Source organism: Kitasatospora sp. NPDC041917, assembly GCF_055589745.1.
In genome coordinates, this window is the sequence record NZ_JBVJBI010000032.1 from 35,805 (window position 1) to 58,493 (window position 22,689).

Genomic DNA, 22,689 nt, shown 5'->3' on the forward strand with positions numbered 1-22,689 from the left:
GATAAAGTCGGTTCCTGTCCTGAGTGATCGAGGAGACCGGCCGCGTGCACCTGAAGAGCCTGACGCTGCGCGGGTTCAAGTCCTTCGCCTCCAGCACCACCCTGCGCTTCGAGCCCGGCATCACCTGCGTCGTCGGCCCGAACGGCTCCGGCAAGTCGAACGTGGTGGACGCGCTGTCCTGGGTGATGGGCGAGCAGGGGGTCAAGTCGCTGCGCGGCGGCAAGATGGAGGACGTCATCTTCGCCGGGACCAGCGGGCGCGCCCCGCTCGGCCGCGCCGAGGTCAGCCTCACCATCGACAACGGCGACGGCGCCCTGCCGATCGACTACGCCGAAGTGACCATCACCCGGACCATGTTCCGCAACGGCGGCAGCGAGTACGCGCTCAACGGCGAGACCTGCCGCCTGCTGGACATCCAGGAACTGCTCTCCGACTCCGGCATCGGCCGCGAGATGCACGTCATCGTCGGGCAGGGGCAACTGGACTCCGTGCTGCACGCCGACCCGATGGGGCGGCGCGCCTTCATCGAGGAGGCGGCCGGCGTCCTCAAGCACCGCAAGCGCAAGGAGAAGGCGCTGCGGAAGCTGGACGGGATGCAGGCCAACCTCAACCGGGTCCAGGACCTGGTCGCCGAACTGCGCCGCCAGCTCGGGCCGCTCGGCCGGCAGGCCCGGATCGCCCGCCGGGCCGCCGGCATCCAGGCCGACCTGCGCGACGCCCGGCTGCGGCTGCTCGCCGACGACCTGTGCACGCTCCGCCGGGCCGTCGAGGCCGAGATCGCGGACGAACTGGCGCTGCGCCTGCGCCGCACCACCGTCGAGCAGGAACTGGCCCGCGCGGTGCAGCGCGAGAGCGTCCTGGAGGCGCAGGTCCAGCGGCTCGGACCCGGCCTGGAGACCGCCCGGCAGACCTGGTACCGGCTCTCCGCGCTCGCCGAGCGCACCCGCGGCACCATCGGGCTGGCCGAGGCCCGCGCCCGGCACGCCGTCGCCGGGGACCGGGGCGAGGAGCGGCGCGGGCGCGACCCCGAGGACCTGGAACAGGAGGCCGGGCGGGTCCGCGAGGAGGAGGCCGCGCTGACCGGGGCGCTGGAGGAGGCCCGGTACGCGCTGGCCGAGGCGGTCGAGCGCAAGGACGGGCTGGAGCGGGAGCTGGCCGACGAGGAGCGCCGGCTGCGCGACGCCGCCCGGGCCATCGCCGACCGCCGGGAAGGCCTGGCCCGGCTGCAGGGGCAGGCCGCCGCCGCCCGCTCCAGGGCCGCCGCGGCGCAGGCCGAGATCGGCCGGCTCGCCGAGGCCAGGGACGAGGCGCTGCTGCGCGCCGAGTCCGCCCGGGCCGAGCTGGACGAACTCCGGCAGCAGGTGGACGGCGCGACCGGGGACGACGAGCAGGCCGAGGCCGGGTACCGGCGGGCGCGCGAGCGGCTGGCCGCCGTGGAGGAGGGGCTGGCCGCGGCCCGGGAGACGGCCGGCGCCGCCGAGCGCGAGCGGGCCGCCCTGACCGCGCGGCACGAGGCGCTCTCCCTCGGGCTGCGCCGCAAGGACGGCACCGGCGCGCTGCTGGAGGCGGGGGAGCGGCTGGGCGGGGTGCTCGGCCCGGCGGCCGCGCTGCTGCGGATCGAGGCGGGGTACGAGGTGCCGCTGGCCGCGGCGCTCGGCGCGGCGGCCGACGCGGTGGCCGTCGACTCGCCGTCCGCCGCCGCCGGGGCGCTGCGGCTGCTGCGGGCCGAGGACGCCGGCCGGGCCGCGCTGCTGATCGCCGGCGCCGCCGAGGTGGCGCAGGCGGCGGGGGAGTTGCCGGACGGAGCCCGCTGGGCGGCCGAACTGGTGGACGGGCCCGAGGAGTTGCTCGGTGCGGTCCGGCGGCTGCTGGCCGGGGTGGCGGTGGTCGAGGACCTGGATCAGGCGCTGCGGCTGACCGCCGCGCAGCCCGGAGTCTGCGCCGTCACCGCGGACGGGGACCGGCTCGGCGCCGGCTTCGCCCAGGGCGGGTCCGGCGGTGCGCCGAGCCTGCTGGAGACCCAGGCGGCGGTGGACGAGGCGGCCCGGGCGATCGGGGAACTCACCGAGCGCTGCGCCGAGTCGGCCGAGCGGCTGGCCGAACTCGCCGAACGGCGGCGGGAGTCGGCCGCCGAGGTGGAGCAACTGGCCGAGCGGCGGCGGCAGGCGGAGAAGGAACGGGCCCAGGTCGCCGGGGCACTCGGCCGGCTCGGCGGGCAGGCCCGCGCCGCCGCCGGGGAGGCCGAGCGGCTGTCGGCCGCCGCCGCGCGGGCCGAGCAGGGGCTGACCGAACTGCTCGACGGCGCCGAGGAACTGGCACAGCGCCTGGCCGCCGCCGAGGATTCGGCCCGGGCGGGCCAGGACGAGCCGGACACCGCCGAACAGCAGCGCCTGGCCGAGGCCGCGAGCGCCGCCCGGCAGGCCGAGCTGGAGGCCCGGCTCGCGGTGCGCACCCACGAGGAACGGGTCCGCGCCCTGGCCGGCCGGGCCGACCAGCTGGACCGCGCCGCCCGCGCCGAACGCGAGGCGCGCGCCCGGGCCGCCGAGCGCCGCCGGCGCGCCGAGCACGACGCCTCGGTGGCGAACGCCGTCGCGGCGGGCGCCCGGCAGCTGCTGGCCTGCCTGGAGGTGTCGCTGGCCCGGGCGGACGCCGGGCGGGTGGCCGTCGAACAGGCGCGGGCCGAGCGCGAGCACGAGCTGCGCGAGCACCGCGAGCACGGCCGCGGGCTCAAGGAGGAGCTGGACAAGCTGGTCGACGCCGGGCACCGGGACGAGGTGCTGCGGGCCGAGAAGCGGCTGCGGATCGAGCAGCTGGAGGCCCGCGCGCTGGAGGAGTTCGGCATCGACGGCGGCGAACTGCTCGCCTCGTACGGGCCCGACCAGCCCGTCCCGCCCTCGCCCGCGGCGCCGTCCGCCGATGTCGCCGCCAGTGTCGCCGCCGAGGAGGGGAAGGAGCCGGGGGAGCCGTACCCGTACGTCCGGGCCGAGCAGGAGAAGCGGCTGCGGGCGGCCGAGAAGGCCTACCTTCAGCTCGGCAAGGTCAACCCGCTGGCGCTGGAGGAGTTCACCGCGCTGGAGGAGCGGCACCGGTTCCTCGGCGAGCAACTGGACGACCTCAAGCGCAGCCGGCGCGACCTGCTGGACATCGTCCGGGACGTGGACCAGCGGGTCGAGCAGCTGTTCACCTCGGCCTACCACGACACCGCCGCCCAGTTCGAGGGCGTCTTCGCCCGGCTCTTCCCCGGCGGGGAGGGCCGGCTGGTGCTGAGCGACCCGGACAACATGCTCACCACCGGGGTCGAGGTGGAGGCCCGCCCGCCGGGAAAGAAGGTCAAGCGGCTGTCGCTGCTGTCCGGCGGCGAGCGCTCGCTGACCGCGGTGGCGCTGCTGGTGGCGATCTTCAAGGCCCGGCCCAGCCCGTTCTACGTGATGGACGAGGTGGAGGCGGCGCTGGACGAGACCAACCTGCGCCGGCTGATCGGGATCATGGAGGAGCTGCGGGAGAGCTCCCAGCTGATCGTGATCACCCACCAGAAGCTCACCATGGAGTCGGCCGACGCCCTCTACGGCGTGACCATGAAGGGCGACGGCATCTCGCAGGTGATCAGCCAGCGGCTGCGCGAAGAGCACCGGGAGCGCCGGCCGCGAGCCGTACGCACCGCGTCGGTGTAGGGCGGCTGCGGTCCATCCGGGCTCCGGTCGCGGATACTGGAGCAGTTATGGAATACGTGATCCTTGCCGTAGTCATCGCCGTGGTCGCCGTCGGCGCGATCGCCGGCCTCGTCGTTTCCGGCAGACGACGCCAGCAGCTGCCCCCGAAGTCGCAGGCGCCGGTCATCACGGCGCCGAAGCCGACCCCGCAGGAGCCCCAGGTCGGCGAGGAGTCCGCGCCGCCGACCGAGGCGCCCCGCCGCACCATCGAGGAGGTGGAACTCCCGGCGGAGGCCGGCGCGCCGGAGGCCCCCGAGGCCGTCGAGGCCGTCGAGGCCCCCGAGGTCGTGCCCGCCGAGGCCGAGGCGGCGCCCGCCGTCGAGGTTCCCGAGCCCACCGCCGGCCGGCTGGTCCGGCTGCGCTCGCGGCTGTCCCGCTCGCAGAACTCGCTCGGCAAGGGACTGCTCTCGCTGCTCTCCCGGGAGCACCTGGACGAGGACACCTGGGAGGAGATCGAGGACACGCTGCTCACCGCCGACGTCGGCGTCGCCCCCACCCAGGAGCTGGTCGAGCGGCTGCGCACCCGGGTGAAGGTGCTCGGCACCCGTACCCCCGACGAGCTGCGCGCGCTGCTGCGCGAGGAGCTGGTCGAGCTGGTCGGCAAGGACGCCGACCGCACCGTCCGCTCGACCAGGCACGAGGAGGGCCCCGCGGTGGTCCTGGTGGTCGGCGTCAACGGCGTCGGCAAGACCACCACCACCGGCAAGCTGGCCCGCGTCCTGGTCGCCGACGGCCGCACCGTGGTGCTCGGCGCCGCCGACACCTTCCGTGCCGCCGCCGCCGACCAGCTCCAGACCTGGGGCGAGCGGGTCGGGGCGCGCACCGTGCGCGGCCCGGAGGGCGGGGACCCGGCCTCGATCGCCTTCGACGCGGTCAAGGAGGGCATCGCCGAGGGCGTGGACACCGTGCTGATCGACACCGCCGGCCGGCTGCACACCAAGACCGGCCTGATGGACGAGCTGGGCAAGGTCAAGCGGGTCGTCGAGAAGCACGGCCCGGTGGACGAGGTGCTGCTGGTGCTGGACGCCACCACCGGCCAGAACGGCCTGATCCAGGCCCGGGTGTTCGCCGAGGTGGTCGACATCACCGGCATCGTGCTGACCAAGCTGGACGGCACGGCCAAGGGCGGCATCGTGGTCGCCGTCCAGCGCGAGCTGGGCGTGCCGGTCAAGCTGATCGGCCTGGGCGAGGGCGCGGACGACCTGGCTCCGTTCGAGCCGGGGGCGTTCGTGGACGCGCTGATCGGCGACTGACGCCCCGCGCGCGCCGCAAAGGCGCGAAGGGCTTACGAAGAGCGCAGGAAGGGCCCGCTCCCCTCTCGGGGGGCGGGCCCTTTCGCGTGCCCGGATCCGGGCGGCGCGCCGGTTCCGGCGCGGTGGCCCCGGCGGTGGCCGCTCGGACGGCTGCCCGGGGAGCGGGCCCCGGCGCGGCGGCCCGGCGGTGGCCGCTCGGGTCAGGAGGCCATCCAGGCCGGCTCGGCGGTGCGCTCGCGGCTGCGGTGGCAGGCGTAGGCGAGGGTGCCGAGCAGCAGCCGGGCCTCGGGCGGGCAGCCCGCGTTGTCGCGGGTGGGGCGGCGCAGCCAGCGGACCGGGCCGAGGGAACCGAGGACGGTGGGCGGGGCGGCGACGTAGCCGCCCTCGCCGTGGCAGACCAGGTCGAGCGCGGCGTCGTCCCAGCCCATCCGGTACAGCAGGTCGGGCAGGCGCCGGGCGGTGCCGGCGGCGACCAGGAACTGGAGCCGGCCGGTGGGGACGGCGAGCACCGGGCCCACCTGGGTCCCCATCCGCTCCAGCCGGACCAGGGCCTGGAGCCCGGCCTGCTCGGGGACGTCCAGGACGTCGAAGGCGCGGCCGGTGGGGAACAGCACCGAGCCCTCGGCGCGGGCGCCGCGGGCCCGGCCGCCGCGGCCGGGCACGGGGTGCGGGCCGGGCGCGGCGCAGCGGGGGGAGCCGCAGGGACAGCGGGTCGGGGCGGTGGCGCCGGTGACCGGGGCACCGGTGACCGGGTCGCCGGTGGCGACCGCCCAGCCCCAGCGGCCGGTGTACTCCGCGGCGGCCTGGGACGCGGTGACCTTGGTGCGGCGGCGCGCGCCCAGCGGTGCCAGCCGCAGGTGCCCCAGTCGAAGTTCGCCGAACAGGTTGTCCATGCCTCCCCCAACAGGTTGTCGTTGCCGATGGTTACGGGACGGTGACTGTGTGTCGATTGTCAGCTCTGTGGTGCGTAGTGCAGTGGCGGCGCGCAGCGCGTGGTGTGCGCCTGTTCCGCCGGTGCGCCTCGGGCGCCGCCTTGTGGGGGCGGCGCCGATGCCGGATCGTCGGGTGCGTGGGGCTGTCGCCGTCCCGAGTGGACGGTGAACTCGCCTGTGGCTGCGGTGGGTTGCGAGGTCCGCCGGGTCCTCCGGGATGCGCCGGGGGACGTGGCGGCCCGCATATGCCGAGCCGTCGGGACTCCCTAAGTGAAGCGTGTGCCCCCGGGCTTCGGTTCACTCCTGGGGGTGGCGAAAGGTGGCGTTTCGCCAGGGCCGCTCCCGCGGGCCCCTCGCGGGGCATTACGTTCAGCACGCGGATGTCGTCGAGGAGCCTGTCCCGGGCCGTCGAGGAGCGGGAGTTGGGAATCTGACGGATCGTCCGCAACGATGGCACACCAGTGCGAGGGCGCTGCGGTACGGCGCCGCCGCGGCACGGCAGCACCTCAGGCACGGCACGTCTGGCAAGAGCCCGCAACCGTCGGGCGGTCACGATCGGGGGCCCCGGTAGGGGCCGGGCGGGATGGGGACGTTACCCATGGCAGAGAAGCAACCGAATGAGAAGCTGACCACGTGGTTCGCCCGCAGCGGCTGGTCCAAGGGCGAGTTGGCCCGTCAGGTCAACCGCCGGGCCCGGCAGATCGGCGCCCACCACGTGTCCACCGACACCTCGCGGGTGCGCCGCTGGCTCGACGGCGAACAGCCCCGCGAGCCGATTCCCAAGATCATGTCGGAACTCTTCTCCGAGCGGTTCGGCTCGGTGGTCTCGATCGAGGACCTCGGCCTGCGCGCCGCGATCCCGGTCTCGACCGTGGGCGGCGGCGTCGACCTGCCGTGGAGCGGCCCGCAGACCGTCCAGCTGATCAGCGACTACTCCCGCAGCGACCTCATGCTCAACCGCCGGGGCTTCCTCGGCACCTCGCTGGCGCTGACCGCGGGCGCCGCGCTGATCGAGCCAATGCAGCGCTGGCTCACCCCCGGCCCGACCGGCGTCCCCACCCCGATCCTCACCGCGGCCAACGGCGGCGAGGCGTTCACCGGCCGGCTCTCCGAGCCCGAGCTCGAACTGCTGGAGCAGACCACGGTCATGTTCCGGCAGTGGGACGCGCAGAACGGCGGCGGGCTGCGCCGCAAGGCCGTCGTCGGCCAGCTGCACGAGGTCACCGACCTGCTCCAGGAGACGTACAGCGAGGACACCACCAGGCGGCTGTTCCGGCTCACCGCCGAACTCGCCCACCTGGCCGGGTGGATGTCGTACGACGTCGGGATGCACCCGAGCGCGCAGAAGTACTACGTGCTCGCCCTGCACGCGGCCAAGGAAGCGGGCGACCGCCCGTTCGGCGCGCTGATCCTCACCGACATGAGCCGCCAGATGATCCACCTCAACCGGGGCGAGGACGCCCTGGAACTCATCCACCTGGCCCAGTACGGCAGCCGCGACACCGCCACCCCGCGCCAGCAGTCCCTGCTGTACGCGATGGAGGCGCGCGCCTACGCCACCATCGGCGAGGTCAACCGCTGCGCCCGGGCGGTCCGGCTGGCCGAGGACACCTTCACCGACATCCGGGACGGGGACCAGGAGCCGGACTGGCTGAAGTTCTTCTCGCCGGCCGAGCTGAACGCCGAGAACGCGCACTCCTTCCGCGACCTCGCGTACCACTCGGACAACGCGCAGCTCTACGCCTCGATGTCCGCGCCGGTGATGGAGCGCGCGGTCGACCTGTTCCGCCAGGACGCCGACCACGTGCGCTCGTACGCCTTCAACCTGATCGGCATGGCCAGCGTCCACCTGCTGCAGAGGGAGGCCGAGCAGGCCGCGGTGATGGCCGAGCAGGCGGTGGACATCGCCACCAAGGTGCGCTCGGAGCGGCTGAACTCCCGGGTGCGCAAGACCACTGAGGCCGCGGCGGCCCGGTTCAAGGGCGTGGACGCGGTGAGCCGGCTCAAGGAGCGGGTGGTCCAGGACATCCCGGAGTTCGTCTCGGTGGTCTGACCGGTCGGTGATCCGCCGGTCGGTGGTCCGACCGGCCCCGCCGAGGGTCTTCCGAGGGATGCTCCACCGACCGTGGCGGCCGCCGCCGTCACGGTCGGTGGTATGTCCGGCGGCCGGACTGCGGGGACGCGGGGCCGCGGTTCACGCAGTCGTAACCCCTGCGTCGCACACGTCACGGCGGTGAAACAACCGGTCGCACTGGCCGAAACCAGCCTTCGGCACGCTCCTCCTCAACGCCGACACCCCGGGTGGCACCACGGGACGGGTCCCCGGGCGCGGGTCGGCCTGGACGCAGAGGAGACGCCGATGCCGGACGGCTTCAGCGCGGGCGACACCGCCTTCGTGCTCATCAGTGCGGCCCTGGTCATGCTGATGACCCCTGGGCTGGCCTTCTTCTACGGGGGCATGGTCAGGGCCAAGAGCACGCTGAACATGCTGGCGATGAGCTTCCTCTCGCTCGGCATCGTCAGCGTGCTGTGGGTCCTGTACGGCTACTCGCTCAGCTTCGGGTCCGACTCCTTCGCCGGGCTGATCGGCAACCTGGACCACCTCGGGATGCGCGGCCTCGGCCTCAACGAGCTGACCGGCTCCATCCCGGTCACCGCCTTCGCGCTCTTCCAGCTGATGTTCGCGGTCATCACCCCGGCGCTGATCAGCGGCGCCGTCGCGGACCGGGCGAGATTCGCGGCCTGGGGCCTGTTCATCGCGCTCTGGGTGACGATCGTCTACTTCCCGGTGGCGCACTGGGTCTTCTTCTTCGACGGCGGCCACGGTGGCTGGCTGGGCGACCGCAACGGCGTGATCGACTTCGCCGGCGGGACGGCCGTGCACATCAACGCGGGCGTCGCCGGCCTCGCGCTCTGCCTGGTGCTGGGCAAGCGGATCGGCTTCAAGAAGGACCCGATGCGCCCGCACAGCCTGCCGCTGGTGATGCTCGGCTCCGGGCTGCTCTGGTTCGGCTGGTTCGGCTTCAACGCGGGCTCGGCGCTGGCGGCCAACGGCGTCGCCGCGATGGCGATGGTCAACACCCAGGTCGCCACCGGTGCGGCGCTGGTCGGCTGGCTGCTCTACGAGAGGTTCAAGCACGGCGCCTTCACCACGCTGGGCGCCGCCTCCGGTGCGGTGGCCGGGCTGGTCGCGATCACCCCGGCCTGCGGTTCGGTGAGCCCGCTCGGCGCGGTGGCGATCGGGCTGGTGGCGGGTGCGGTCTGCTGCGCCGCGGTCTCGCTCAAGTACCGCTGGGGCTTCGACGACTCGCTCGACGTGGTGGGCGTGCACGCGGTCGGCGGGGCGATCGGTTCGCTGCTGGTCGGCCTGTTCGCCACCGGCGGGGTCGGCCAGGGCGTCAAGGGCCTGTTCTACGGGGGCGGGATCGGGCAGCTGGGCAAGCAGGCGATGGGCGTGGCGGTGGTCGCGGCGTACTCCTTCGTGCTGTCCTGGCTGCTGGCCAAGGCGGTCGACCGGCTGGTCGGCTTCCGGGTCGCCGGGGAGGTCGAGGTGGCCGGCATCGACCAGGCCGAACACGCCGAGTCCGCCTACGATTTCAGCGCCGTGGGGGCGGGCCTGGCCCGGGCCCTGCCGGGCCTGGCCGTCGCTGCCGCGAAGCCCGCCGCAGAACGGTCCGCCGCCGCGGAGCCCGTCGCCGAGCGGTCCGCCGCCGCGGCTCCCGCCGAGAAGCCCGCCGAGAAGAAGACCGAGGTCGACGCCCGATGAAGCTCATCACCGCCGTGATCAAGCCGTACCGACTGGACGAGGTGAAGGCCGCCCTCCAGGCCTTCGGGGTGCACGGCCTGACCGTCACCGAGGCCAGCGGCTACGGTCGCCAGCGCGGCCACACCGAGGTGTACCGGGGGGCCGAGTACACCGTGGACCTGGTGCCGAAGGTCAGGATCGAGGTCCTGGTCGAGGACGAGGACGCCGAGGACCTGATCGACGTCCTGGTGAAGGCCGCCCGGACCGGGAAGATCGGCGACGGCAAGGTGTGGAGCATTCCGGTCGACACCGCCGTACGGGTCCGGACCGGCGAGCGCGGCCCGGACGCCCTGTAGCCCCGCGCCGGACGGCGGACCTGCCACCCCCGGGTGCGCGGGTCCGCCCGACGGCGCAACGGCGTCCTCCGGGCCGGCCGAACGGCCCGCCCGGAGGTCGGGGCGGCGGCACGACGGTTCGCACGACACGACGGCCCGCGCGACTCGACGGTTCGCCCGCACCGGCGGCCCGCGCGGCACGGCGGTTCAGCAGCACGACGGCTCAGCAGCACGACGGACGGGACCACGCGCATGACCTCCGAGACCAGCCCCTCCGAGCCCTCCGACCCCGTCGTCCCGGGTGGCTCCTGCGACCCCGCGGACCCCTTCGACCTCGCGGGCAGGGCCGCCGCCCGGGCCGCGCTGCTGGCCGGCCCCGGCCCGGGCGGCCGCCCCCGCCGCCGGGCGCTCGCCCGGCTCGCCGACGACTGGCTGGCCGGTCTGCTCGCGGCCGCCGGCGCCCCGCCCCGCGTCGCCCTGGTCGCGGTCGGCGGGTACGGGCGGGGCGAGCTGTCCCCGCGCAGCGACCTGGACGTCCTGCTTCTGCACGACGGCCCGATCCCCCGGGAGCTGCCCGAGCGGATCTGGTACCCGGTCTGGGACTCGGGCGCCAGGCTCGACCACGCCGTGCGCACCGTCGCCCAGGCCCGTTCGGTCGCCGCCGCCGACCTCAAGGTCCAGCTCGGCCTGCTGGACGCCCGTCACCTCGCCGGGGACCGGGCGCTCACCGACGCCCTGCGCGCCGCGGTGCTCACCGACTGGCGCGCGAGCGCCCCCGCGCGCCTGCCGGAGCTTCGAGAGCTGGGCCGCGAGCGGGCCGAACGGCACGGTGAGCTGTCCTTCCTGCTGGAGCCCGACCTCAAGGAGGCCCGCGGCGGCCTGCGCGACGTCGTGGCGCTGGACGCGATCGCCGCCACCTGGCTGGCCGACGCGCCCCGGGAAGGCCTGGACGCCGCCGCACAGCGGCTGGCCGACGTGCGCGACGCCCTGCACCTGGTCACCGGCCGGGCCACCGAACGGCTCAGCCTCCAGGACCAGGACCAGGTCGCCGAGCGGCTCGGGGTGCTGGACGCCGACACCCTGCTGCGCCAGGTCTACGAGGCCGCCCGCACCATCGCGTACGCGGGCGACGTCACCTGGCGGGCGGTGGACCGGGTGCTCGCGGCCCGCGGCGGCCGGGCCCGGCGGGTGCGCCGGCCGGGCATCCGGTTCGTCGGCTCCGGACGCGGCACCGGCGCGGTGGCCCGGGGCGCGGTCGAGCGGCGGCCGCTCGCCGAGGGCGTGGTCGAGCAGGACGGCGAGGCGGTGCTCGCCCGGGGCGCCCGCCCCGCCGCCGACCCGGTGCTGCCGCTGCGCGCCGCGGCCGCCGCCGCGCAGAACGGGCTGACCGTCTCGTACGCCACGGTGCGCCGACTGGCCGCCGAGTGCCGCCCGCTGCCGGTGCCCTGGCCGGACGAGGCGCGCGAGCAGCTGGTCACCCTGCTCGGCGCGGGGGAGTCGGCCGTCCCGGTGTGGGAGGCGCTGGAGGCGCAGGGGCTGGTCCGCCGGCTGCTGCCGGACTGGGAGCGGGTGCGCTGCCGTCCGCAGCGCAACGCGGTGCACCGCTGGACGGTGGACCGGCACCTGGTGGAGACGGCGGTGCGGGCCGCCGCGATGACCCGCCGGGTGGCCCGGCCGGACCTGCTGCTCGTCGCCGCGCTGCTGCACGACATCGGCAAGGGCTGGCCGGGGGACCACAGCGCGGCCGGCGAGGTGATCGTCCGCGACCTCGGCGCCCGGATGGGCTTCGGCCCCGAGGACACCGAGACCCTGGCGGTACTGGTCCGCCACCACCTGACCCTGGTGGACACCGCGACCCGGCGCGATCCGGACGACCCGGCCACCGTCGAGGCGATCACCAAGGCGGTCACCACCCTGCCGGAGCTGGAGCTGCTGCACGCGCTCACCGAGGCGGACGCGCTGGCCACCGGGCCGGCCGCGTGGAGCGGCTGGCGGGCCTCGCTGGTGGACGGGCTGGTGGCCCGGGTGGCGGACCGGCTGGCCGGGGCGGGAGTCCCGCCGGTCGAGGCGGCGCCGACCGCCGAGCAGGAGCGGCTGGCGGTCGAGGCCGCCCGGACCGGGCAGCCGGCGCTGTCGCTGCGGGCCCGGTCGGAGGGGGCGGAGCCGGGCGCCGAGCCGATGGGCGTCGAGCTGAACCTGGCGGTCCCGGACCGTCCCGGACTGCTCGGCACCGCCGCCGGGGTGCTCGCGCTGCACCGGCTGGCCGTCCGTTCGGCCGGGCTGCGCGAGCTGGACCCGGTGGGCGCCGGGCCGGTGCTGGTGCTGTCCTGGCGGGTGGCGGCCGAGTATGGCGAGCTGCCGGAGGCGGCCCGGCTGCGGGCCGACCTGCGCCGGGCACTGGACGGCTCGCTGGACGTCGCCCGCCGCCTCGCCGAGCGGGACGCCGCCGCCCCGCGCCGCCGGGGCATCCCCACCCCGCCGCCGCTGGTCGCGGTGGCGCCGGCGGTGGCCTCGGCGACCGCGACCGTGCTGGAGGTCCGCGCCCACGACGCCCCCGGGCTGCTGCACCGGATCGGCCGGGCGCTGGACGGGGCGGGCGTGCGGGTGCGCACCGCGCACGTGTCCACGCTGGGCGCGGAGGCCGTCGACTCGTTCTACCTGACCGACGAGGCGGGGCGACCGCTGACCGCCGGGCGGGCCGGCGAGGTGGCGGCGGCGGTCCGGGCCGCGCTGGGCTGAGTGCCGGGCCCGGTCGGGGCTGGTCGGGGCCGGTCGGGGCCGGGCCGCCCGGGCCCGCGGAAGGACGCGGGCAGGGGTGCGGCCACGGGTACGGGCAGGAGTTCCGACCGGGGGTGGAGACCTCACCCGGGGCGGCCGGATACCCTGGGGGGCGACGACCGTACTGATACCGATGCCGCAGAGGACCCGCGACGACGTGTTCGACACCCTTTCCGATCGCCTCGCAGCGACGTTCAAGAACCTCCGGGGCAAGGGCCGCCTGAGCGAGGCGGACATCGACGCCACCGCCCGCGAGATCCGCATCGCGCTGCTGGAGGCGGACGTCGCGCTGCCGGTCGTCCGGGCCTTCATCAAGCAGGTCAAGGAGCGGGCCCTCGGTGCCGAGGTCTCCGGCGCGCTGAACCCGGCGCAGCAGATCATCAAGATCGTCAACGAGGAGCTCATCGCGATCCTCGGTGGCGAGACCCGCCGGGTGCGGTTCGCCAAGAGCGGCCCGACGGTGATCATGCTGGCCGGTCTCCAGGGCGCCGGTAAGACCACCCTCGCGGGCAAGCTCGGCCACTGGCTGAAGACGCAGAAGCACACCCCGCTGCTGGTCGCCTGCGACCTCCAGCGCCCCAACGCGGTCAACCAGCTCCAGGTGGTCGCCGAGCGCGCCGGCGTGGCCTTCTACGGTCCGCAGCCGGGCAACGGCGTCGGCGACCCGGTGCAGGTGGCCAAGGACTCGATCGAGTACGCCAAGCAGAAGCAGTACGACGTCGTCGTCGTCGACACCGCCGGCCGCCTGGGCATCGACGCCGAGCTGATGCAGCAGGCCGCCGACATCCGTGCCGCGGTGAACCCGGACGAGGTCCTGTTCGTCGTCGACGCGATGATCGGCCAGGACGCGGTCACCACCGCCCAGGCCTTCCTCGACGGCGTCGACTTCACCGGTGTGGTGCTCTCCAAGCTCGACGGCGACGCCCGCGGCGGTGCCGCCCTGTCGGTCGCGCACGTCACCGGCCGGCAGATCATGTTCGCCTCCAACGGCGAGAAGGTCGACGACTTCGACGCCTTCCACCCGGACCGGATGGCCTCGCGCATCCTCGGCATGGGTGACGTCCTCTCGCTGATCGAGAAGGCCGAGCAGACCTTCTCGCAGGCCGAGGCGGAGAAGATCGCCGCCAAGCTGCGCGGCGGCCCGAAGCAGTTCACCCTGGACGACTTCCTGTCCCAGCTGGAGCAGGTCCAGAAGATGGGCTCGATCTCCAAGCTGCTCGGCATGCTGCCCGGCATGGGCCAGATCCGGGACCAGATCAACAACATCGACGACAAGGACGTCAACCGGGTCGGCGCGATCATCAAGTCGATGACCCCGGCCGAGCGCGCCGAGCCGGAGCTGATCAACGGCTCCCGCCGGGCCCGCATCGCCAAGGGTTCGGGCGTTCAGGTCGGCGAGGTGAAGAACCTGGTCGAGCGGTTCTTCGACGCCCGCAAGATGATGTCCGCGATGGCCTCCGGCAAGGGCATGCCCGGCATGCCGGGGATCCCCGGCATGGGCGGCGGCGGGAAGAAGTCCGCCAAGAAGGCCCCGCAGGCCAAGGGCAAGCGCAAGAGCGGCAACCCGCTGAAGCGGGCGCAGGACGAGGCCGCGGCCGCCGAGCGCCGCGCGCTCGGTCCGGGCGCCGGCCAGGGTCCGGCGGACGGCGGCGCGTTCGGCCTCGGCGCGGGCAAGGGCCCGGCCGACTTCGAGCTGCCCAAGGAGTTCAAGGACATGCTGTAGTCCTTGGACGTGCCGCCGCCTCTGGTCATCCGTTGATCAACAGTGGTCGGCCCTGATCGATTCTGGTCGGCCCGTCGCCCGGTGTTTCCGGGCGGCGGGCCGATCGCGTGTCCGATGATGGGGACATGCGAGTGATGATCAGGGCCCCGAGGGCCGACGACACGGCCGCGTACGCCGAGGCGGTCCGGCGGTCCGCCGACCACATCGGACGGTGGAACCCGGTCGAGCCGGACGGACTGCCCGACCTGCTGAAGCGCCAGGGCTCCGGGCTGCGCACCTTCCTGATCCTCGACCGGGAGACCGGCGGACTGGTCGGCAAGGTGAACGTCGCCAACATCGTGATGAGCCGCTTCTGCAACGCCACGCTGGGCTACGACTCCTACCTCCCGTTCAACGGCACCGGCCGGATGACCGAGGGCATGCGGCTGGTCGTGGACCGCTGCTTCGCCCCGCAGTCGGCCGACGGGCTGGGGCTGCACCGGCTGGAGATCAACGTCCAGCCGGACAACGAGCGCTCGGTCGCGATGGCCAAGCGGCTGGGCTTCCGGCACGAGGGCTTCTCCCCGCGGATGCTGTTCCTCCAGGGCGACTGGCGCGACCACGAGCGGTTCGCCCTGACCGCCGAGGAGTGGCCGGGCGCAACGGCATAGCCGCTGGTGGGAGGGGTTGGCGCGGGCGTACGGCGGTCCGGGCGCGGCGTTGCGATTGGCTCGTCCGAGCAGCTGTCCGTATTGTCCGATGGGTGACCGAACCCGTGCCGCCACGTCAGACCCCCGAACAGCCCTGGCGTTCGGAGGGTGCCCCGCCCCCGCCGCCCAAGCGCCGGATGCCCGGCGGCTGGGTGGGCCTCGCCCTCACCGCCCTCGTGGTGTTCCTGATCTCGGACCTGCTGCTGTCCTTCTTCGGCCCCGCCGGCGCCACCACGATCTCGTACACCGAGTTCAACAACCAGCTGAACAAGGGCAACATCACCAAGATCTACGCCAAGGGCGACGCGATCGAGGGCACCCTCAAGACCGCCCAGCCCAAACCGGACGGCGGCAAGGGCGACTACACCGAGTTCGACACCCAGCGGCCCTCCTTCGCGGGCGACAACCTCTGGGCCACCCTGCAGCAGCAGGGCGTCGAGGTCACCGCCACCTCGCCCGTCCAGCAGCGCAGCTTCCTCACCAACCTGCTGCTCTCGCTCGCCCCGATGCTGCTGCTGATCTTCATCTGGGTGCTGCTCGCCCGCCGGATGGCCGGCGGACTCGGCGGTGGACCGCTCGGCCGCAAGGCCCCGCCCAAGCCGGTCATGGCCGAGGAGGGCAAGCGCACCACCTTCGCCGACGTGGCCGGCATCGACGAGGTCGAGGCCGAACTCACCGAGGTCGTCGACTACTTGAAGAACCCCGAGCGGTACCGCCGGCTCGGTGCCAAGATGCCGCGCGGCGTGCTGCTGAGCGGCCCGCCCGGAACCGGCAAGACCCTGCTCGCCCGGGCCGTGGCCGGCGAGGCGAACGTGCCGTTCTTCTCCGCCTCCGCCTCCGAGTTCATCGAGATGATCGTCGGCGTCGGCGCCAGCCGGGTCCGCGAGCTGTTCGCCGAGGCCCGCAAGGTCGCCCCCGCGATCATCTTCATCGACGAGATCGACACCATCGGCCGCCAGCGCGGCGCCGGCGGCGGCATGGGCGGGCACGACGAGCGCGAGCAGACCCTCAACCAGATCCTCACCGAGATGGACGGCTTCACCGGCTCCGAGGGCGTCATCGTGATCGCCGCGACCAACCGGGCGGACGTGCTCGACCCGGCGCTGCTGCGCCCCGGCCGCTTCGACCGGCGGATCACCGTCAGCCCGCCCGACCGGGAGGGCCGTGCCGCGATCCTGCGCATCCACAGCCGCAGCGTCCCGCTGGCCGGCGGCACCGACCTCAACCAGCTGGCCAAGGTCACGCCGGGGATGACCGGCGCCGAACTCGCCAACCTGGTCAACGAGGCCGCGCTGCTGGCCGTCAAGCGCGAGCAGGACGCCGTCAACGAGCGGGACCTCTCGGACGCCCTGGAGAAGGTCCAGCTCGGGGCGGTGCGGCCGCTGGTGATGCCGCAGGAGGAGCGCGAGCGGACGGCGTACCACGAGAGCGGGCACGCGCTGCTGGGCATGCTCCAGCCCGGCGCGGACCCGGTCCGCAAGATCACCATCGTGCCGCGCGGCCGGGCGCTCGGCGTCACCCTCTCCACCCCGGAGAACGACCGCTACTCGTACACCGAGCCCTACCTGCGCGGCCGGATCATCGGCGCGCTCGGCGGCATGGCGGCCGAGCAGGTGGTCTACGGGGTGATCACCACCGGCGCGGAGAGCGACCTGGAGCAGGTCACCAACATCGCCCGCGGGATGGCCGGGCGCTGGGGGATGAGCGAGCGGGTCGGTCGGCTCACCGCAGTGCCCTCCGACCCGCAGGGCGCGTACGGGCTCTCCGCCGCGCCGACCACCCTGGACGCGGTGGACGAGGAGGCCCGGCGGATCGTCTCCGAGTGCTACGGCGACGCGGTGCGGATCCTGAACGAGCAGCGGCACCGGCTGGACGCGCTGGCGGCGGCGCTGCTGGAGGCGGAGACACTGGACGAGGAGGCGGCCTACCGGGCGGCGGGGGTGCCGCGGGAGGCGGCCACGGAGGGCTCGGCGGGGTCTTCCGGGGGTTCCGAAGGCTCCGAGGGTTCCGAGGGTTCCGACGGTTCCGACGGGAAGTCGATCGACCGGGCGTGACGCCCGATGCCGGGGGCGCGCGCCAGAGTGGCGAGCGCCCCCGGTTTTGCGTCTCCCCGCCCCTGCTAGCGCGGCCGCTCGGCGACCAGGTAGCGGAACAGGTTCTCCATCCGCACCGTGCCGTCCGCGCGCAGATGCGGCTGGAGCGCCTCCTCCAACTCCTTGGCCACCAGCGAGGCGCCGGAGAACTCCTCGGCCGGATCGAACAGACCGGTGGAGAGCAGGCCGCGAACGGCGCTGTCGAGGTCGGCGTACGCGAACGGGCAGCTCACCCGGCCGCTGCCGGCCGGGCGCAACCCGGCCGGGGCGAGCAGGTCCTCCAGGGCGCCCGGCGCGCTCAGCTCGAACGGGTCCCGCGCGGTGGTCCGGCCCGCCATCCGCCGGGCCACGTCCAGCACCGCGGCGCTCTCGCAGCGCTCCGGCGGGCCCCAGGCGGCCAGCACCACGTGCCCGCCCGGGAGAGTGAGCCGGGCGGCCTCGGCGACCACCGGGCCGGACCCGGCGGCACCGGGCAGCTGCTCGAAAACCGTCACCAGCGAATGGGCCGAGCGGGGGACGGCGGACGCTGTCCGAGCCCCCGCGCACACCCGCAGCCGACGGTCGTGGGCCAGCTCGCGCAGCTCCTCCCGCGGCTCCTGCCCGGCGACCTGGGCACCCCGCCCGGCGGCGAGCAGCAGGGCCAGCCCGGACCGGCAGCCCAGGCCCAGCACACTGCTCGCCGGGCCGACCTCCAGCCGGTCGTAGACCGCCTCGTAGAGCGGCACCAGCATGCGTTCCTGGATCTCCGCCCAGTCGCGCGCCCGCGCGGGGCGGGCGGCCCCGGTCCGCGGGTGGTGCGGGCGTGCGCCCGTCGGTCGTGCGGTCGTGCCGGTCGTCCGAGCTGAAGCCACGGCGGCCTCCCATCCGGTCCTTCGGTGTGCTGCTACGGCTCCCCCAAAGTCCCGCCCCACACCAGCGAACAGCGGGTCGGGCCCGGCGTCCAGAGGGGTGCAGGGTGGTGCGCGCGTGTCGCGGTGGTGCGCCCCCGTCCGGTGATACCGATTCGAAACCGGGGCCCCGGGCCCCGTACCATTCGCCCCATGGCTAAGGCACCCGTTCTCACCCCTCAGGCGGAAGACTTCCCGCGCTGGTACCAGGACCTCATCAACAAGGCCGAGCTGGCCGACAACGGTCCGGTGCGCGGCACCATGGTCATCCGACCGTACGGCTACGGCCTGTGGGAGCGGATGCAGCAGGAGATGGACGCGCGGATCAAGAAGGCCGGCGCGCAGAACGCCTACTTCCCGATGTTCATCCCGCAGTCCTACCTGACCAAGGAAGCCGAGCACGTCGAGGGCTTCGCCCCCGAACTCGCGGTGGTCACCCACGGCGGCGGCAAGCAGCTGGAGGAGCCGGTCGTCGTCCGGCCGACCTCCGAGACGATCATCAACGAGTACTTCTCGAAGTGGGTGCAGAGCCACCGGGACCTGCCCCTGCTGATCAACCAGTGGGCCAACGTGGTCCGTTGGGAGCTGCGCCCGCGCGTCTTCCTGCGCACCACCGAGTTCCTCTGGCAGGAGGGCCACACCGCCCACGCCACCTACGAGGACGCCCGCGCCTACGCGTCGATGATCCACACCCAGGTCTACGGCGACTTCATGACCAACGTGCTCGGCATCGACGTCGTGCTCGGCCGCAAGACCGCCAAGGAGCGCTTCGCCGGCGCCATCAACACCCTCACCCTCGAGGGCATGATGGGCGACGGCAAGGCCCTGCAGATGGGCACCAGCCACGAGCTGGGCCAGAACTTCGCCAAGGCGTTCAACACCACCTACCAGCTGCAGGGCGCCGAGCGCGAGTACGTCTGGCAGACCTCCTGGGGCGTCTCGACCCGCATGGTCGGCGGCCTGATCATGTCCCACGGCGACGACAACGGCCTGCGGGTGCCCCCGCGCCTGGCCGCCGTCCAGGCCGTCGTGCTGGCCATCAAGGGCGACGACGCGGTCATCGCCAAGGTCCGCGAGATCGGTGCCCAGCTGGAGGCCGCCGGCATCCGGGTGGTGGTCGACGACCGCACCGACACCCCGTTCGGCCGCCGCGCCGTCGACTGGGAGCTCAAGGGCGTTCCGCTGCGCATCGAGGTCGGCCCGCGCGACCTGGAGAACGGCACCGCGATGCTGGCCCGCCGCATCCCGGGCGGCAAGGAGCCGGTCTCCATCGACTCCCTCGTCGCGCTGGTCCCGGGCGTGCTGGAGGAGGACCAGGCGCTGCTGCTGCGCCAGTCCCGCGAGCGCCGCGAGTCCCGCACGGTCGACGTCAAGACCATCGACGAGGCCATCGAGGCCGCCGCGACCGGCTGGGGCCGGATCTCCTGGGCCGAGCTCGGCGCGGAGGGCGAGGCCAAGCTGGCCGAGCAGGGCGTCACGGTGCGCTGCATCGTCGCGGCCGACGGCTCGGTGCCGGCGGCGGACGACCAGGAGGGCAACATCGCGATCGTCGCCCGGGCGTACTGACGTCCGTCCGGGGCGCGCCGTCGTCCGTCCGGGGGCGCTTGTCCCGGGTTCGGGTCCGCTCCGGGGGCGCGCTTGTTGCGGGCGTGCGTCCGTTCCGGGCGTGCGGCCGTCACGGGTGCGCCCCGACGGGCGTTCGGTGTTCGGTGGATGTCCTGTTGATGTCCGCCGGACGTCCGTCGTCCGCGGGTAATGACCGACAGCGGCGACATTTGCCCGGAATGCGGAAGGGTAAGAATCCGGTAACTCCTCCGGTGCGTCCCCGCGGTGGACATCCCTACTGGCCGGTCAACTCCCGGTATTAACGGAATAGCGGTACGGTGTACGGCCCGTGGCCCTGTCAATCCGGCAGGCCCACGGGCCGTACGTCCTGGGTGGCGACAGCCCGCTCCCCGGACGGAAATTAACCAGGCCCGCCGACCTCGCGACGGGCCGAAACCGGCAGGGGGTTGGTCTTGCGTCAGATCCGGAACGCGCAATTCGCGCGCGGCCTTGCATTCCTGGGAGTTCCCTGTGAATTCCCCGGGAACGAGAACATGCGGAACATCGGCTCGCACTCCATCGTTGGTCTAGCGTGAGCACGACACAGCCCCTCGTTCTCGCGGCCGAACTGGCCGCCGCCTGGAGTGACATCCAGGCCTACCACCAGGACCTCCCCGACCTCGCCTCGCCCGAGGCGCTGATCGGTGAGTCCTCCTCGGCCTGCGGGACACGGCTCGGTTTCGAGCGACTCCTGCACGAGGCCGCCCACGGTCTGGCCGCGGCCCGGGACATCCGGGACACCTCGCGGGCCGGCCGCTACCACAACCGGCGCTTCCTGATGCTCGCTTCCGAGCTGGGCCTGGCGCACCCGGTCGAGCCGCACGCGAGCAGCGGCTTCTCCCAGGTGACCATGCTCAAGGAGACGCAGGAGCGGTACGCCGACACCATCGAGCGCCTGGACCGTGCCCTCGGGGCGCACCAGGAGGCGGTGGCCGGCGACGGCGCGACGCGCGCCTTCCGCGGCCCGGCGGCCCGGCACGGCTCCTCCGGGGGCGGCGTGCGGGTCAAGGCGGTCTGCGGCTGCGGGCGCAACGTCCGGGTCGTTCCGTCGGTGCTCGCGCAGGCGTCCATCGTCTGCGGCGCGTGCCAGCAGCCGTTCAAGATCGCTTAGTCGTTCGACGTCCCGGCGGGCTGCTGTGCGGGCAGCGGTCCGGCCGGAATGAGCGACACCGGGCGAGCAGAGTGAGCGGTACCGAATGAGCGGTACAGCAGGACAGCGGTGACGTCTTCGGGTTGGACCGGGAGCGGGGGCTCCCGGTCGAGCTCTGACCGGGCTCCCGGTCCCGCGTGCAGGCGGTTCTCGCCGATGTGGCAGAATGGACAGCTGAGTACTCGGCAGCCGAGCAGGACCCCTCTCTCCTACGGCTGGCGTGTCCCTTGAACGGTCCGCCGCGCAACCCCACGCGATGGCGAGCCCGCTCACCCACGTCAACACCAGGAGAATCCACTCCCGTGGCAGTCAAGATCAAGCTGAAGCGTCTCGGCAAGATTCGCTCCCCGCACTACCGCATCGTCGTCGCCGACGCCCGCACCAAGCGTGACGGCCGCGCGATCGAGGAGATCGGCATCTACCAGCCGACCTACAACCCCTCGAAGATCGAGGTCGACAGCGACCGCGCCCAGTACTGGCTGTCCGTCGGCGCCCAGCCGACCGAGCCGGTGCTCGCCATCCTGAAGCTGACCGGCGACTGGCAGAAGTTCAAGGGCCTGCCGGCCCCGGCGCCGCTGAAGGTCGCCGAGCCGAAGGTCGAGGACTTCTCGCACCTGTTCGCGAAGGCCGTTGCCGGCTTCGAGGACGCCACCACCGGTGTCGCCATCACCCCGAAGGCCAAGAAGTCGGACAAGGCCGAGGCCGAGGCCGACGCCGCCGCCGAGGCCTGATCGTGATCGAGGACGCCCTCGACCACCTGGTGAAGGGCATCGTCGAGCACCCCGACGAGGTGCAGGTGCGCTCGCGCAACCTGCGTCGGGGTAACACCATCGAGGTGCGAGTGCACCCCGATGACCTCGGCAAGGTGATCGGCCGGGGCGGCCGTACGGCGCGCGCTCTGCGCACCGTGGTCGGCGCCCTCGGCGGTCGCAACGTCCGGGTCGACCTGGTCGACGTGGACAACATTCGCTGACGCTGCTGCTCGTTCAGCCGTCAGGGCTTGTGAGGCCGACCGGGACGCATGTCGTCCCGGTCGGCCTTTTCGCATTTCCCTCCGCATTTCCCTCGCATCATCGCTTCGCAGCCCGTCGCCGTCGCTTTTCGTTTCGGCTCAGGAACTCCAGGAGAACGATCACCGTGCAGCTCGTCGTCGGCAGGATCGGCCGTGCCCACGGCATCAGGGGGGACGTCAGTGTCGAGGTCCGCACCGACGAGCCGGAACTCCGGCTCGGCCCCGGTGCCGTCGTGCTCACCGACCCCGCGTCGGTCGGGCCGCTGACCGTCGAGTCGGGCCGGGTGCACAGCGGCCGGCTGCTGCTGCGCTTCGCCGGCGTCAAGGACCGCAACGCGGCCGAGGCCCTCCGCGGCACCGTGCTCATCTCCGAGGTCGACCCGGAGGAGAGCCCCGAGGACCCGGAGGAGTACTACGACCACCAGCTGATCGGCCTGGACGTGGTGCTGCTGGACGGCACCCTGGTCGGCGAGCTGACCGAGGTCTTCCACCTGCCCTACCAGGACCTGCTCACGGTCAGGAAGGCCGACGGGACGGAGGTGCTGGTGCCCTTCGTCAGCCAGATCGTGCCGACCATCGATCTGGAGAACCAGCGCGCCGTGATCACCCCGCCGCCCGGGCTGATCGACCCGGAGCAGGCCGACGTCGCGGGGACCTCCTCGGCCGAGGGCGCTGAGACCGCTGAGGGTGCCGACGACGCCGAGGGCTCGGAGGAGTCGCAGTGACCGCGGAGGAGAACACCGGGGCGGACGTTCCGGCGGCCGACGGCGCCGTGTC

Annotated in this window: 16 protein-coding genes; 14 read left to right on the forward strand and 2 right to left on the reverse strand. The window is 73.7% G+C overall.

The genetic code is table 11. The features are described 5' to 3' along the window. Positions 1-44 precede the first annotated feature (44 nt). Positions 45-3,671, forward strand: coding sequence for a chromosome segregation protein SMC (gene smc, locus ACZ6EM_RS30180; RefSeq protein ID WP_465773703.1), 3,627 nt, complete (start codon positions 45-47; stop codon positions 3,669-3,671). Between the two features lie 47 nt (positions 3,672-3,718). After that, the gene (ftsY, locus tag ACZ6EM_RS30185; protein WP_401055243.1) at positions 3,719-4,963 is read left to right on the forward strand and encodes a signal recognition particle-docking protein FtsY; all 1,245 of its coding nucleotides are present in this window, start codon (positions 3,719-3,721) and stop codon (positions 4,961-4,963) included. Between the two features lie 200 nt (positions 4,964-5,163). Here the strand turns inward: ftsY and ACZ6EM_RS30190 are convergent, their stop codons facing one another. Next, a complete protein-coding gene (locus ACZ6EM_RS30190) occupies positions 5,164-5,856 on the reverse strand; it encodes a bifunctional DNA primase/polymerase (protein WP_380354222.1) in 693 nt (230 codons plus the stop codon). A gap of 637 nt (positions 5,857-6,493) precedes the next feature. Between ACZ6EM_RS30190 and nsdA the strand changes: the two genes are divergently transcribed. From nsdA to ftsH, 7 genes are all read left to right on the forward strand, one after another. Further along, positions 6,494-7,948, forward strand: a complete 1,455-nt coding sequence (nsdA, locus tag ACZ6EM_RS30195) for a transcriptional repressor NsdA (RefSeq protein ID WP_380354225.1) — start codon at positions 6,494-6,496, stop codon at positions 7,946-7,948. 306 nt (positions 7,949-8,254) lie between these two features. Beyond that, positions 8,255-9,661 (forward strand): ammonium transporter, encoded by a 1,407-nt coding sequence (locus ACZ6EM_RS30200; RefSeq protein ID WP_401054360.1) that lies wholly within the window; start codon positions 8,255-8,257, stop codon positions 9,659-9,661. Next, positions 9,658-9,996: a P-II family nitrogen regulator gene (locus ACZ6EM_RS30205; RefSeq protein ID WP_380543410.1), complete on the forward strand. Its 339-nt coding sequence runs from the start codon at positions 9,658-9,660 to the stop codon at positions 9,994-9,996. The genes ACZ6EM_RS30200 and ACZ6EM_RS30205 overlap by 4 nt, the downstream gene beginning before the upstream one ends. Positions 9,997-10,227: 231 nt before the next feature. Beyond that, positions 10,228-12,714: a [protein-PII] uridylyltransferase gene (locus ACZ6EM_RS30210; RefSeq protein WP_452191419.1), complete on the forward strand. Its 2,487-nt coding sequence runs from the start codon at positions 10,228-10,230 to the stop codon at positions 12,712-12,714. Between the two features lie 196 nt (positions 12,715-12,910). Then, positions 12,911-14,476, forward strand: coding sequence for a signal recognition particle protein (ffh, locus tag ACZ6EM_RS30215; RefSeq protein WP_380354239.1), 1,566 nt, complete (start codon positions 12,911-12,913; stop codon positions 14,474-14,476). Positions 14,477-14,601: 125 nt separating this feature from the next. Then, positions 14,602-15,126: a GNAT family N-acetyltransferase gene (locus ACZ6EM_RS30220; RefSeq protein WP_465773704.1), complete on the forward strand. Its 525-nt coding sequence runs from the start codon at positions 14,602-14,604 to the stop codon at positions 15,124-15,126. A 92-nt stretch (positions 15,127-15,218) separates the two neighbouring features. After that, positions 15,219-17,219, forward strand: a complete 2,001-nt coding sequence (gene ftsH / locus ACZ6EM_RS30225) for an ATP-dependent zinc metalloprotease FtsH (RefSeq protein WP_452180717.1) — start codon at positions 15,219-15,221, stop codon at positions 17,217-17,219. 65 nt (positions 17,220-17,284) lie between these two features. Here ftsH and ACZ6EM_RS30230 read toward each other — a convergent pair whose 3' ends face one another. Next, positions 17,285-18,109 (reverse strand): class I SAM-dependent methyltransferase, encoded by an 825-nt coding sequence (locus ACZ6EM_RS30230; RefSeq protein WP_387736623.1) that lies wholly within the window; start codon positions 18,107-18,109, stop codon positions 17,285-17,287. Positions 18,110-18,298: 189 nt separating this feature from the next. Between ACZ6EM_RS30230 and proS the strand changes: the two genes are divergently transcribed. The 5 genes from proS (at position 18,299) to rimM (ending at position 22,637) form a co-directional block, all read left to right on the forward strand. Next, entirely contained in the window at positions 18,299-19,711 is a 1,413-nt protein-coding gene (gene proS / locus ACZ6EM_RS30235) for a proline--tRNA ligase (protein WP_380543398.1), read from the forward strand. Positions 19,712-20,282: 571 nt separating this feature from the next. Beyond that, the gene (locus tag ACZ6EM_RS30240; protein ID WP_359822362.1) at positions 20,283-20,861 is read left to right on the forward strand and encodes a hypothetical protein; all 579 of its coding nucleotides are present in this window, start codon (positions 20,283-20,285) and stop codon (positions 20,859-20,861) included. A gap of 341 nt (positions 20,862-21,202) precedes the next feature. Then, positions 21,203-21,631, forward strand: coding sequence for a 30S ribosomal protein S16 (gene rpsP, locus ACZ6EM_RS30245; protein ID WP_045700219.1), 429 nt, complete (start codon positions 21,203-21,205; stop codon positions 21,629-21,631). Positions 21,632-21,633: 2 nt separating this feature from the next. Then, positions 21,634-21,873 carry an RNA-binding protein gene (locus tag ACZ6EM_RS30250; protein ID WP_030056773.1) on the forward strand — a complete coding sequence of 80 codons (240 nt, stop codon included), beginning with the start codon at positions 21,634-21,636 and terminating at the stop codon, positions 21,871-21,873. A gap of 164 nt (positions 21,874-22,037) precedes the next feature. Then, positions 22,038-22,637, forward strand: coding sequence for a ribosome maturation factor RimM (rimM, locus tag ACZ6EM_RS30255; RefSeq protein WP_465773705.1), 600 nt, complete (start codon positions 22,038-22,040; stop codon positions 22,635-22,637). Positions 22,638-22,689 lie beyond the last annotated feature (52 nt).